13 protein-coding genes are annotated in these 12780 nt (G+C 60.4%); 3 read left to right on the top strand and 10 right to left on the bottom strand.

Annotated elements, in window-relative coordinates; all coding sequences use genetic code 11:
• Positions 1-56: 56 nt before the first annotated feature.
• The 5 genes from CKW24_RS05335 to colR all read right to left on the bottom strand — a co-directional run bounded on the left by CKW24_RS05335 (position 57) and on the right by colR (position 3808).
• Positions 57-284 carry a hypothetical protein gene (locus tag CKW24_RS05335; protein WP_095165880.1) on the bottom strand — a complete coding sequence of 76 codons (228 nt, stop codon included), beginning with the start codon at positions 282-284 and terminating at the stop codon, positions 57-59.
• Positions 285-286: 2 nt separating this feature from the next.
• On the bottom strand, positions 287-1000 hold the full coding sequence (locus CKW24_RS05340; protein WP_095165881.1) for a lipopolysaccharide kinase InaA family protein: 714 nt from the start codon (positions 998-1000) through the stop codon (positions 287-289).
• 4 nt (positions 1001-1004) lie between these two features.
• Positions 1005-1673, bottom strand: a complete 669-nt coding sequence (locus tag CKW24_RS05345) for a class I SAM-dependent methyltransferase (protein ID WP_095166136.1) — start codon at positions 1671-1673, stop codon at positions 1005-1007.
• A gap of 181 nt (positions 1674-1854) precedes the next feature.
• Entirely contained in the window at positions 1855-3135 is a 1281-nt protein-coding gene (locus CKW24_RS05350; RefSeq protein ID WP_095165883.1) for a HAMP domain-containing sensor histidine kinase, read from the bottom strand.
• On the bottom strand, positions 3125-3808 hold the full coding sequence (gene colR / locus CKW24_RS05355) for a two-component system response regulator ColR (protein WP_027619748.1): 684 nt from the start codon (positions 3806-3808) through the stop codon (positions 3125-3127). Before colR ends, CKW24_RS05350 begins: the two co-directional genes overlap by 11 nt.
• 209 nt (positions 3809-4017) lie before the next feature.
• On the opposite strand from colR, the gene CKW24_RS05360 reads away from it, so the two are divergent.
• Positions 4018-4761 carry a phosphatase PAP2 family protein gene (locus CKW24_RS05360; RefSeq protein WP_095165885.1) on the top strand — a complete coding sequence of 248 codons (744 nt, stop codon included), beginning with the start codon at positions 4018-4020 and terminating at the stop codon, positions 4759-4761.
• An 80-nt stretch (positions 4762-4841) separates the two neighbouring features.
• Here CKW24_RS05360 and groL read toward each other — a convergent pair whose 3' ends face one another.
• From groL to CKW24_RS05380, 4 genes are all read right to left on the bottom strand, one after another.
• Positions 4842-6485 carry a chaperonin GroEL gene (gene groL, locus CKW24_RS05365; protein WP_095165887.1) on the bottom strand — a complete coding sequence of 548 codons (1644 nt, stop codon included), beginning with the start codon at positions 6483-6485 and terminating at the stop codon, positions 4842-4844.
• Between the two features lie 52 nt (positions 6486-6537).
• The gene (locus CKW24_RS05370; RefSeq protein WP_019827816.1) at positions 6538-6831 is read right to left on the bottom strand and encodes a co-chaperone GroES; all 294 of its coding nucleotides are present in this window, start codon (positions 6829-6831) and stop codon (positions 6538-6540) included.
• Between the two features lie 246 nt (positions 6832-7077).
• Positions 7078-7554: an FxsA family protein gene (locus tag CKW24_RS05375; protein WP_095165889.1), complete on the bottom strand. Its 477-nt coding sequence runs from the start codon at positions 7552-7554 to the stop codon at positions 7078-7080.
• 66 nt (positions 7555-7620) lie between these two features.
• Positions 7621-8352, bottom strand: a complete 732-nt coding sequence (locus tag CKW24_RS05380) for a HugZ family protein (RefSeq protein WP_095165891.1) — start codon at positions 8350-8352, stop codon at positions 7621-7623.
• Between the two features lie 165 nt (positions 8353-8517).
• Here CKW24_RS05380 and CKW24_RS05385 point away from each other — a divergent pair, with 165 nt between their 5' ends.
• On the top strand, positions 8518-9276 hold the full coding sequence (locus CKW24_RS05385; protein WP_095165893.1) for an SDR family oxidoreductase: 759 nt from the start codon (positions 8518-8520) through the stop codon (positions 9274-9276).
• Positions 9277-9397: 121 nt separating this feature from the next.
• Here the strand turns inward: CKW24_RS05385 and apbC are convergent, their stop codons facing one another.
• The gene (gene apbC / locus CKW24_RS05390; RefSeq protein ID WP_095165895.1) at positions 9398-10492 is read right to left on the bottom strand and encodes an iron-sulfur cluster carrier protein ApbC; all 1095 of its coding nucleotides are present in this window, start codon (positions 10490-10492) and stop codon (positions 9398-9400) included.
• A 167-nt stretch (positions 10493-10659) separates the two neighbouring features.
• Between apbC and metG the strand changes: the two genes are divergently transcribed.
• Complete coding sequence (gene metG / locus CKW24_RS05395) at positions 10660-12711, top strand: methionine--tRNA ligase (protein WP_095165897.1); 2052 nt, start codon at positions 10660-10662, stop codon at positions 12709-12711.
• Positions 12712-12780 lie beyond the last annotated feature (69 nt).

The following is a 12780-nucleotide window of genomic DNA, read 5'->3' on the forward strand; positions in this document are numbered from 1 at the left end:
ACACGCATAAAAAAGGCCTCGCAATTGCGAGGCCTTTTATTTGGGCTTCATCGTTTTCAACTTTGCGGTCTCATTCCCTGGGCCATGCCGAACATGAACAACAGCAGATCATTATCGGGATGGACTGCCGCGGTGGCTTTCGCCACCCGTGGCAATGGGCAATGCGCGTCACCATGCGCAGCACTGAGGACCTGCGTGCGGGGTTGCTCCCAAGCCGCCACCGCCAATGAAGCAACTGCCAAGGCTCCTATTAGAAACAAACCTCGAGCAATTTCTAGTTTCATCGCTATAAACCTTTGATAGCGCTGCCAAACGCCGTCTTATAAAAATAGACGAGTTTGTCCCAATCTGCCGCGTTCCACGACGAGTGGCGACGCAATTGCTTCATGTCGTGAGCCGCCGCCTGGGTGCTCAACAGACGCTGTCGGCACTTCTCCAGATCCAGCAGGGCGATCTCGGCCTTGGCCGTTGCCCCCTCACCGGTCACCCGGACAAAAATGTGCTTGATGTACAAGCAACTGTGCTGCCAACGCCCCTTGTGCATGCGCGCCAGGTTCTGCGCAAGGTCCTGCAGGACCTGCTCATGGAAAGCCTCGCCGTGACGCTCGCGACCGCCGCTGGCGTACCAGTCTTCGATCTCGACAAAGCCGTCCAGTGACTGAGTCACCAGCAGCGCTCGCCACTGATGCACCGGATCGCGCTGCGCACCACAGAAGACGATCTGCGGTACCCGCACGTTGAGTTTGTGCAGCCCCGTCAGCGCATCCAACTCGCGCAGCACAGTTGGGCGCCCGAAAGGGTGCAACCAGCTACGGTAGATATGCCCGGTCTGGCGCTTGGCATACAGCAGTTGGCCATTAGGTGCATGGATACGTTGGACGCCACTTTCCCCGCCACGCCGGACGTTGGGTTCTTCTACCCATTCGCCACGCTGGCTCCAGAAGTAATCAAAGCGATCTTCAGGCGCGTCCTGCGCATCCGAAACCTGTTGAACTGCCATGCTGTTACCTCTTTCGCAAAATATAAACGCGCCACATGGCGTAGAGCGGAATGAAGTCCAAATGTTCCTGAACACGGAAACCGGCTTGCTCAAATTCGGCTTCTACCGTAGCGGCCGGTAACACAAAGCGGTTCTGGTAACCCTCCTGCGCACGTTCTTTTTCAGCACGCTTACGTTTCCAGGCCTTGAAATTGCCGTCGACCCACAACGACAGGATGACGCTGTCACGGGTGACCCGCTGGAATTCGCGCAAGATAGCCAGGCGATGCTCGGCCTCGCCGATATGGTGAAGCAAACGCATGCAGAAAATGCTGTCTACGGAGTTGTCGGGCAGTGCGATGTCGAATGCAGAAGTCTGCAAAGGTCGTACCCGTTCCACCACATTGGCCGGTTGGGCTTGGGTGGCGATCTTGACCATCGAGGCAGAGTTGTCGGCACCAATGATCACCCGGTTGGATTTTTCCGCCAGCATCGGCCAGAAACGACCGGCACCGCAGGGCAGGTCAAGGACCAGGCCCGGCTCACCGACACGCTTGAGTGCGGTGCGCGCCAGTTGCAAATCACGCTTGTGCGACAGTTGACGGCCGAGACCGTCCTTGTGCTTGCGCAGATAACGCTGGGCGTGTTCGTCGTCGTACTTCTCGGAAAATTCGAGTTTGATCGGGTCGTCCATCATCATGTCTCCAGAACTGATGACAGCCACCTTAGGGATCAGGGTGTGAGTTTCAGGTCATCCAGTTGTGAAAATTTCGTTAGGAAAAGCCCTTAAGTATTACAGAATTTTACACCTTCAATTTCAGTATGCACCCACGCCAACGTAAGAAAAAGCCTACAGACCCCGCCGCCGCAGGGCCTCAGTCGCTCATCCGGCACAGTTCGACCTGAAACCGGCAACCGCTAGGCTCCCGGGTAGTGAGGCTGACGCTCCAGCCCTGGTTTTCACAAATTCGCTGTACCAGCGACAGGCCCAGCCCCAGGCCTTCGCCACGATTTTCCGTGCCACGGACAAAGGGCTCGAACATCGCCTCGCGCTTTTCCTCGGGAATGCCCACCCCGCTGTCCTCCACCAGGAACCCGTTGGGCAGCAGGGTCAGGCGGATGAACCCGCTGTCGGTGTAGTGCACGGCGTTGCGTAACAGGTTGCCCATGACCGCATGCAACAAGGTCGCGTTGTAGCGCATCGGCAGCGGCTGACCGGGCTCATGGATCAATTGCAGGCCCTTGGCCTCAATCGGCTCGCGCCACAGGCCGAGCAGATCCTCGGCCACTTGCTGCAAGGTCATCTGCGGCGACATGCCAGCCGCTTCATGCTGGGCGCGGGCGAGCATCAGGAAGGTCTGGACCAGCTCGCGCATCTCCTCGCAGGCGCGTGCAATGCGCTCGACCTGGGCGCGACCGCGCTGGTCGATACCGGGGTTTTCCAGCAGCAGTTCGCAGGAACTGGCGAGGACCATCAACGGTGTGCGCAACTCATGACTGACGTCGCTGGTAAACAGCCGTTCGCGGTTCAGTGCCTGGCGCAGCCGGCCCAGGGTCGCATCGAAGGCCACTGCCAACTCGCCGACTTCGTCGGCGGCATAGTCCGGGGCCAGGGGTGGGGCCAGGCCAAGCAGTTGATCGCGGTGCCGGACCTGACGGGCCAGGCGCACCACCGGCGCCATCACCTTGCGCGCCAGGACCCAGCCGAGGAACACCGCCAACGCCAGGCTCAACACGAAGCCGACCAGCACCACGGCAAACAGTACGCGCTCGCGTTCCTCGAAATCGCTCTGGTCCTGCAGCAGCACGTAATGCCGGCCGTCGACGATTTCCACCATCGCGTGGTACGACAGCTGCTCGCGAAACACTTCGTGGAAACCCGCATCCAAGTGCCGCAAGTCCTTGGGTAATTCGAAGTCACCCGGGCCGCCACTGAAATAGAACAACTGGTCGGGCTCCGGCCGGTGGCTCCACTCGGACATGTTGTCCATCAACAGCAAACGCTGCAGATCGCCTCCGAGGCCGGCGGAAATCAGTTTTTCTTCGACCAGGTGCACGGTGGCCACGATGCCCATGGCAAATGCCCCCGCCACCAGCGCACTCATCAGCGCAAAGGCGATGATGATCCGCTGGGCAAGGCTCTGTCTAAACTCCATCACGTCCCTCGGCCAAGCGATAACCGACACCATGCACGGTCTGCAGCAACGGCTTGGCAAAGGGTTTGTCGATCACCTGGCGCAACTGGTGGACATGACTGCGCAGGCTGTCGCTGTCCGGGCAATCATCGCCCCACAAGGCTTCTTCGAGAATTTCGCGGCGCAGCACATGGGGGCTCTTCTGCATCAGCACCGCCAGCAGCTTGAGGCCGACCGGGTTGAGTTTCAGCAGGCGCCCTTCGCGGGTAACTTCGAGCGTGTCCAGGTCATAACTGAGGTCGCCGACCTGCAAGGCACGCCGCCCCCCGCCCTGGGTGCGGCGCATCACCGCTTCGATGCGTGCGGCCAGTTCAGACAGGGCAAAGGGTTTGATCAGGTAGTCGTCGGCGCCGGACTTGAAGCCCTGCAGCCGGTCATCCAATTGGTCACGGGCGGTGAGCATGATCACCGGAGTATCACGTCGGGCATCTTCGCGCAGGCGCTTGCACAGGGTGTAGCCGTCGATGCCGGGCAGCATGATGTCGAGCACGATCAGGTCGTAATGCTCGGTGGCCGCCAGGTGCAGACCCGACAAGCCGTCCTGCGCACAATCCACGGTATAGCCTTTGAGCCCCAGGTAATCCGCCAGGTTGGCAAGGATATCGCGGTTGTCTTCAACCAATAGAATTCGCATGGGCATTTGCTCCGTACACAGTAACGGCCGTCTTGGCTCGCGCAGCTTAAGGCCAAGCGGGGTTCAGGGCCAGAGTTGTCTGCCGGGGCAAACTCGGGCAAAAACCACTCACGAATTTTTCACCCGCTATTCACACCAGGCCTACGCGAGCGGGCCCAGACTGCTGCGCTGCTTGCCGCTGGACCAATCCACACCCTCAGGATCGCCCGATGTCACTGACCCTTTCGCGCCCCGCCTCCCGCCCCTTGAATGCCTGGCTCTGCCTGGGGATCCCCGCCGTCGTGGCGACCGCTCTGCTGCTGCTTGAGCTGACGTCCCTGGACATGAGCCTGGCCCAGTTGTTCTACGACCCCGATGGCGGAGGGTTTATCGGTCGCCACAGCTACTTCCTGGAAAACATCCTGCATGACCGGGCCAAGCAAGTGGTCATCGCTTTCTCGGTGCTGGCGGTGATCGGGTTTGCCGGTTCGTTCTTCGTCGCCCGGCTCAAGCCGTTCAAGCGCGAACTGGGCTGCCTGGTGCTGTCGCTGGGCCTGGCCACGGCGTTTGTCACGCCGGTCAAGGCCGTGACCGCCGTACAGTGCCCGTGGAGCCTGAAGGAGTTCGGTGGCAAGGAAACCTACAGCGAACTGCTCAGCCCACGCCCAGCCACTGACAAACCGGGACGTTGCTGGCCCGGCGGTCATGCAGCCACCGGGTTTGCCTTGTTTGCGCTGTTTTTCGTGTTGCGCGACCGGCGCCCGAAACTGGCCCGCGCGGCCTTTCTCTTTGCGTTTGGCCTGGGCACGGTATTTTCCGTCAGCCGCATGATGCAGGGCGCACACTTTTTCTCGCACAACGTGTGGACGGCGGTGTTCTGCTGGCTGATTTGCCTGGGCGCGTATTACTACGTGCTGTATCGACCGGCGAGCAAGGTCGAGCCGGCCGGCAAGGCCCAGGCCGTCAACGCCTGATAAGAGGGGCAATAAAAAACCCCGCCGGCTTGCGCAGGCGGGGTTTTTTACAGGTGTAGCTCGTACGGGGTAAGGCTGGCTTACATCATGCCGCCCATGCCGCCCATACCGCCCATGTCTGGCATGCCGCCGCCAGCTGGTGCGTCTTCCTTGATCTCAGCGATCATGGCTTCGGTGGTGATCATCAGGCTGGCAATCGACGAAGCCGCTTGCAGAGCCGAACGAGTCACTTTGGCCGGGTCCAGGATACCCATTTCGATCATGTCGCCGTATTCGCCGGTCGCTGCGTTGTAACCGAAGTTACCCGAGCCTTGCTTGACCTTGTCGACTACTACGCTTGGCTCGTCGCCGGAGTTGGCAACGATCTGGCGCAGTGGTGCTTCAACGGCGCGACGCAGCAGAGCGATACCGACGTCCTGATCGGCGTTGTCGCCTTTCAGTTCGCTGATGGCTTGCAGGGCGCGAACCAGTGCCACGCCACCGCCAGGTACCACGCCTTCTTCAACGGCTGCACGGGTAGCGTGCAGGGCGTCTTCAACGCGGGCTTTCTTCTCTTTCATTTCAACTTCGGAGCCAGCGCCAACCTTGATCACTGCAACGCCGCCGGACAGCTTGGCCAGGCGCTCTTGCAGTTTTTCACGGTCGTAGTCGGACGAAGTGTCAGCCACTTGCTGGCGGATCTGCAGAACGCGAGCCTGGATGTCAGCCTCAACGCCAGCGCCGTCGATCACGGTGGTGTTTTCTTTGGACAGGATCACGCGCTTGGCATTACCCAGGTGTTCCAGGGTAGTGCTTTCCAGGCTCAGACCGATCTCTTCGGAGATAACGGTACCGCCGGTCAGGACGGCGATGTCCTGCAGCATGGCCTTGCGACGGTCGCCGAAGCCTGGAGCCTTGACGGCTGCGACTTTAACGATGCCACGCATGTTGTTCACAACCAGAGTCGCCAGGGCTTCGCCTTCAACGTCTTCGGCCACGATCAGCAGTGGACGGCCGGCTTTGGCAACGGCTTCCAGGACTGGCAGCATTTCGCGGATGTTCGAGATCTTTTTGTCGACCAGCAGGATCAGCGGACCGTCCAGCTCGGCAGTCATGGTCTCTGGCTTGTTGACGAAGTACGGGGACAGGTAGCCACGGTCGAACTGCATGCCTTCAACAACCGACAGTTCGTTTTCCAGGCCCGAGCCTTCTTCAACGGTGATCACGCCTTCTTTACCGACTTTTTCCATGGCTTCGGCAATGATGTCGCCGATGGAGCTGTCGGAGTTGGCCGAGATGGTGCCGACCTGAGCGATGGCCTTGGTGTCAGCGCAAGGCTTGGACAGGGACTTCAGCTCTTTGACGATCGCGATGGTCGCTTTGTCGATACCGCGCTTGAGGTCCATCGGGTTCATGCCGGCAGCGACGGCTTTCAGGCCTTCGTTGACGATCGATTGAGCCAGAACGGTAGCGGTAGTGGTGCCGTCGCCTGCGTCATCGTTGGCACGGGAGGCAACGTCTTTGACCAGCTGCGCGCCCATGTTTTCGAAGCGATCTTTCAGCTCGATTTCTTTGGCAACGGAAACGCCGTCCTTGGTGATGGTCGGAGCGCCGAAGCTCTTCTCGATGATCACGTTACGGCCTTTAGGGCCCAGGGTCGCTTTTACTGCGTCAGCCAGGACGTTAACACCGGCGAGCATTTTCTTACGGGCGGAATCGCCGAATTTAACTTCTTTAGCAGCCATGATCGATATTCCTTAAATACTTGAGTAGTCGCGGGAAAATGAACGAGGGGTCTTAGCCTTCGATAACAGCGAGAATCTCGTTCTCAGCCATTACCAACAGGTCTTCGCCGTCGACTTTCACGGTGTTGCTGCCCGAGTACGGGCCGAACACAACCTTGTCACCCACTTTCACGGCCAGCGCACGCACTTCACCGTTGTCCAGCACGCGGCCGGTACCCACAGCGAGGATCTCGCCGCTGTTGGCTTTTTCAGCAGCCGAACCTGGCAGAACGATACCGCCGGCGGTTTTCTTTTCTTCTTCGCTGCGACGGATGACGACGCGGTCATGCAGAGGACGAAGCTTCATTGTCGATCTCTCCTAATTGTAGTTTCAGCGGCCGGTGTAGTCCCGGCGGGGTTAATTTCCGGCGGTGCCGGTTGCGACTCGTCGAGCGAGTCGCGGAAGTCTGTCTGGTGAGCATCACCAGAAACCTTGCGGTGACCGTTACATAAGGGCGCGCAAGCTTATTACAAGGGCAGCACAGCGAAATTTTTTACTTCAGTGGCCGCCGAAACGCACACGGCACCCGCAGGTGCCGTGTCGATGTTGCAGTTACTTGGAGTCGCGGTGTTCGAACTCGCCTTCGATCACGTTCGGCTCGCGGCCCAAAGGCTCACGCGGAACCGGGCCGCCACGCGGTTGCAGGTCGTCGGCGAAGGCACGCTGGCGAATCGCCTGCTCTTCGGCGCGCTGGCGCATTTTATTGGCCAGCAGGCGACGGGTCAGCGGCAGCATCATGATCAGGCCCAGCACGCTGCTGACAAAACCCGGCACGATCAACAGACCGCCACCCAGGGCCAGCATCAGGCCTTCGATCATGGTCTGCGCGGGCAACTCGCCCCGGTTCAGGCTTTCACGGGCCCGCAATGCGGTCGCCAGGCCGGCGATACGCAGCACGAACACGCCGAGCATCGAGCCGAGAATAATCAACAGCAGTGCCGGGAAAAACCCGATAGCAGCGCTGACCTTGACGAATACGAACAGCTCCAGCACCGGAAACAGCAGAAAGAGCAATAAGAAAGGGCGCATCAAATGGTTCCTCAACGCAAGAATGCCTTGCAAGTAAGCCTTAGATGACGTCGCCGTTTCGTGATTTCAAGCCTCGCTGACTGCATTTGTTGGCCAATGCTCGGCGTGAGCCAGTAAAACCAAGGCTTCGCGTACTTGTGTCGGCGTATTGCAGACCTGCGGGAACGGCAGCCAGTACAGCGCCTGGCCAATGCGCAGGTGCATGCCTTCGGTATCGATGCCCGCCAGTTCTGCCGGCGCGGTCTTCGGCAAGCCGGCCAGTTCCACGTAATGGGCGATGGCCTTGGCGTGATCGGCGTTCATGTGCTCGACCATGCTCACTTCAGCCTTGCCGGCGAAGGGGTTGGCCAGGGTCAACTGGTCGACCCAGTGAATCGCGCCAAAACCGCCGATGTAGCGATGACGCACCGGGTTGAGCACCCAGAAGTCGAAGTCATGGGCCTGGTGGTAATTAGCCGAGTCCGGAAAATAACGATAATAGCGTCCCGCCGCTGCTTCGATCGCTGCCGGGTCTTCGAGCTTTTGCGCCTCGGCGAGGTAGGTCAGGCGACCAACGGCCTGGACGTCCTCGGCCTCACGCTCCCCCACCAGCAGCGAGCATTTCGGGTCTTTTTGCAGGTTGTGGGTGTGCTGGGCGATCCGGCTGATCAGGATCAGCGGCCGGCCCTGCTCGTCCAGGCAGTAAGGAACCACTGAGCCGAACGGGAAACCGGGCATCGCCTTGGAGAGGGTCGAGAGCACTCCACGGTATTCCTTGAGCAGCAATTCTCGGGCATGCTTGGCAGCTTCAACGCTCAATTTATGACTCCTTATATAGAATCCGTCGAAAAAACGGACAGGCTCCTGGAGAAAGTTCCAGCGATGCCATCGGGGGCAATTCTCATGTGCAGCCTAGCCACGTCAGGCGCAGATCGGGAGGCCCTCGACGAGGAAACCACTTCGACCTGCAACTGGGGCATGCGAATGCAACTCACTGACAAAGTAATCATTATCACTGGCGGTTGCCAGGGTTTAGGCCGCTCCATGGCCGAGTATTTCGCCGCCAAGGGCGCGAAACTGGCCCTGGTCGACCTCAACCAGGACAAGCTCGACCAGGCAGTCGCCGCGTGCCAGGCGGCCGGTGTCCAAGCCCGCGCCTACCTGTGCAACGTCGCCAATGAAGAGCAGGTGTGCCACATGGTGAGCCAGGTGGCCGAAGACTTCGGCGCGATCCATGGCTTGATCAACAATGCCGGGATCCTGCGTGACGGCCTGCTGGTCAAGGTCAAGGACGGCGAGATGAGCAAAATGAGCCTGGCCCAGTGGCAGGCAGTGATCGACGTCAACCTGACGGGCGTGTTCCTGTGCACCCGCGAGGTGGCAGCGAAGATGATCGAGCTCAAATCATCCGGCGCGATCATCAACATTTCGTCGATTTCCCGCGCCGGCAACGTTGGCCAGACCAACTACTCCGCCGCCAAGGCCGGTGTCGCCGCGGCCACCGTGACCTGGGCGCGGGAGTTGGCGCGCTACGGCATCCGTGTCGCGGGCATCGCCCCGGGGTTCATCGAAACCGAAATGACCCTGGGCATGAAGCCCGAAGCCCTGGAAAAAATGACCGCAGGGATTCCACTCAAGCGCATGGGCAAGCCCGAAGAGATCGCCCATTCGGCGGCCTATATCTTCGAAAATGACTACTACACCGGGCGGATTCTGGAAATGGATGGCGGGTTGCGGATCTAAGACGCGACAAAGAACAACTGTAGGAGCGAGCCTGCTCGCGAAGGTGTGTCAGGCACCGCGGTGTCGACTGATACACCATCGCGAGCAGGCTCGCTCCTACAGGGATTCGTATTTCAGCTTATTAGTCGTCGCTGACGCTGATATTCGGCATCGCCGGCGTCAAAGCTTCCTGCAATACAATCCGTGCGCCAACATGACGCGCCAGCTCCTGGTAGACCATGGCGATCTGGCTGTCCGGCTCGGCGATCACGGTTGGTTTGCCACCGTCAGCCTGCTCGCGAATCACCATCGACAATGGCAACGACGCCAACAGTTCGACGCCGTACTGGCTGGCGAGCTTCTCGCCACCGCCCTCACCGAACAGATGCTCGGCATGACCGCAGTTGGAGCAGATGTGCACGGCCATGTTTTCCACCACGCCCAGCACCGGGATGTTGACCTTGCGGAACATCTCGACACCTTTGCGCGCATCCAGCAGGGCCAGGTCCTGGGGGGTGGTGACAATCACCGCGCCCGCCACCGGGACTTTCTGCGCCAGGGTCAGTTGAATGTCACCGGTGCCTGGCGGCATGTCGATCACCAGGTAGTCCAGGTCACCCCAGGCGGTCTGGGTGACCAATTGCAACAGGGCACCGGAGACCATCGGTCCGCGCCAGACCATCGGCGTGTTGTCATCGGTGAGGAACGCCATGGACATCACCTCGACCCCATGGGACTCGATCGGCACGAACCATTTCTGGTCCTTGACCTTGGGCCGGGTGCCCTCGGCGATACCGAACATGATGCCTTGGCTCGGGCCGTAGATATCGGCATCGAGAATGCCCACCCGGGCACCTTCACGGGCCAGGGCCAGGGCCAGGTTCGCGGCCGTGGTGGACTTGCCCACCCCGCCCTTGCCGGACGCCACCGCCACCACGTTCTTGACGTTGGCCAGGCCCGGAATCTGTGCCTGGGCCTTGTGCGCGGCAATCCGCGTGGTGATCTCGACCTTGGCCGACGTCACGCCGTCCAGGCCTTCGATCGCCATCTGCAGCATCTGTGCCCAGCCGTTCTTGAACAGGCCGGCGGCGTAACCCAGTTCCAGCTGGACGCTAACGCGATCACCCTGGATATCGATGCCGCGCAGGCAACCGGCGCTGATCGGATCCTGGTTCAGGTAAGGGTCGGTGTACTGGCGAAGGACGGCTTCCACCGCTGCGCGATTGACGGCGCTCATGGGCAACTCCGATAACAAGTCTGGAAAAACAGGCGACTATCCTACCTGTTCTGATCTTTTCGCGGCCCCCCTTATTCAATCATCGGAGGAAACAACCACACGGGGTGAAAATTCTGCGCCAGCGCTTTATAGTGGCCGACCTCCGTTTCATCAAGTAGCCGAGCCCCATGTCCGAGCCACGCAAGATCCTCGTCACCAGCGCCCTGCCCTATGCCAATGGTTCAATCCACCTTGGCCATATGCTTGAGTACATCCAGACCGATATGTGGGTGCGCTTCCAGAAGCATCGCGGCAATCAATGCACTTACGTCTGCGCGGACGACGCCCACGGTTCGGCCATCATGCTGCGGGCAGAAAAAGAGGGGATCACCCCGGAACAACTGATCGCCAACGTCCAGGCCGAACACAGCGCCGACTTTGCCGAGTTCCTGGTGGACTTCGACAATTTCCACTCCACTCACGCCGAAGAAAACCGTGAGCTGTCGAGCCAGATCTACCTCAAGCTGCGTGACGCCGGGCACATTGCCACGCGTTCGATCACCCAGTATTTCGACCCGCAAAAGCAAATGTTCCTGGCCGACCGCTTCATCAAGGGCACCTGCCCGAAATGCGGCACCGAAGACCAGTACGGCGACAACTGCGAAAAATGCGGCGCCACCTATGCGCCCACCGACCTGAAGGATCCGAAGTCGGCGATCTCTGGCGCCACCCCGGTGCTCAAGGATTCCCAGCACTTCTTCTTCAAGCTGCCGGACTTCCAGCAGATGCTCCAGACCTGGACCCGCAGCGGCACCCTGCAGGACGCTGTAGCGAACAAGATCGCCGAATGGCTGGATGTCGGCCTGCAACAGTGGGACATCTCCCGCGATGCGCCGTACTTCGGCTTCGAGATCCCAGACGAGCCAGGCAAGTACTTCTACGTCTGGCTGGATGCCCCCATCGGCTACATGGCGAGCTTCAAGAACCTGTGTGCCCGTCGTCCCGAGCTGGACTTCGACGCGTACTGGGCCAAGGACTCCACCGCCGAGCTGTACCATTTCATCGGCAAGGACATTGTCAATTTCCACGCCCTGTTCTGGCCAGCCATGCTCGAGGGCGCGGGCTACCGCAAGCCGACCGGGATCAACGTGCACGGCTACCTGACCGTCAACGGCCAGAAAATGTCGAAATCGCGCGGCACCTTCATCAAGGCCCGTACCTACCTGGACCACCTGTCGCCGGAATACCTGCGTTACTACTACGCCTCCAAGCTGGGCCGTGGTGTCGACGACCTGGACCTGAACCTGGAAGACTTCGTGCAGAAGGTCAATTCGGACCTGGTGGGCAAGGTCGTCAACATTGCCAGTCGCTGCGCCGGTTTCATCCACAAAGGCAATGCCGGCGTGCTGGTCGACACCAACGCCGCGCCGGAGCTGACCGAGGCCTTCCTGGCCGCTGCACCGAGCATCGCCGACGCCTATGAAGCCCGCGACTTCGCCCGCGCCATGCGCGAAATCATGGGCTTGGCCGACCGCGCCAACGCCTGGATCGCCGACAAGGCGCCGTGGTCGCTGAACAAACAGGAAGGCAAGCAGGAAGAAGTCCAGGCGATCTGCGCCACTGGCGTCAACCTGTTCCGCCAACTGGTGATCTTCCTCAAGCCGGTGCTGCCGTTGCTGGCCGCCGACGCCGAGGCGTTCCTCAACGTCGCGCCGCTGACCTGGAACGACCACGCGACCTTGCTCGCCAACCATCAGTTGAACGAGTTCAAGCCGCTGATGACCCGGATCGACCCGGTCAAGGTCCAGGCCATGACCGACGCTTCGAAAGAAGACCTCGCGGCCAGCCAGACCGACACCGGCACCGCGGCCCCACAAGGCAACGGTGAGCTGGCCAAGGACCCACTGTCGGCCGAGATCGAGTTCGACGCCTTTGCCGCCGTCGACCTGCGCGTCGCCCTGATCCTCAAGGCCGAAGCTGTGGAGGGTGCGGACAAATTGTTGCGCCTGACCCTGGACATCGGTGATGAGCAACGCAACGTGTTCTCGGGCATCAAGAGTGCCTACCCGGACCCGGCCAAGCTCGAAGGTCGCCTGACCATGATGATCGCCAACCTCAAGCCACGTAAAATGCGCTTCGGTATCTCCGAAGGCATGGTCATGGCAGCCGGTCCTGGCGGCGCAGAGATCTACCTGTTGAGCCCGGACAGCGGCGCCAAGCCGGGGCAGCGCATCAAGTAATCCGCCTGGCTGGACCGATCCCACCGTCACGCAACGCCGCGACGGTGGGATTTTCATATCTGCCCCGCC

This window comes from Pseudomonas sp. Irchel 3H3, from assembly GCF_900187635.1.
Classification (GTDB): Bacteria; Pseudomonadota; Gammaproteobacteria; order Pseudomonadales; family Pseudomonadaceae; genus Aquipseudomonas.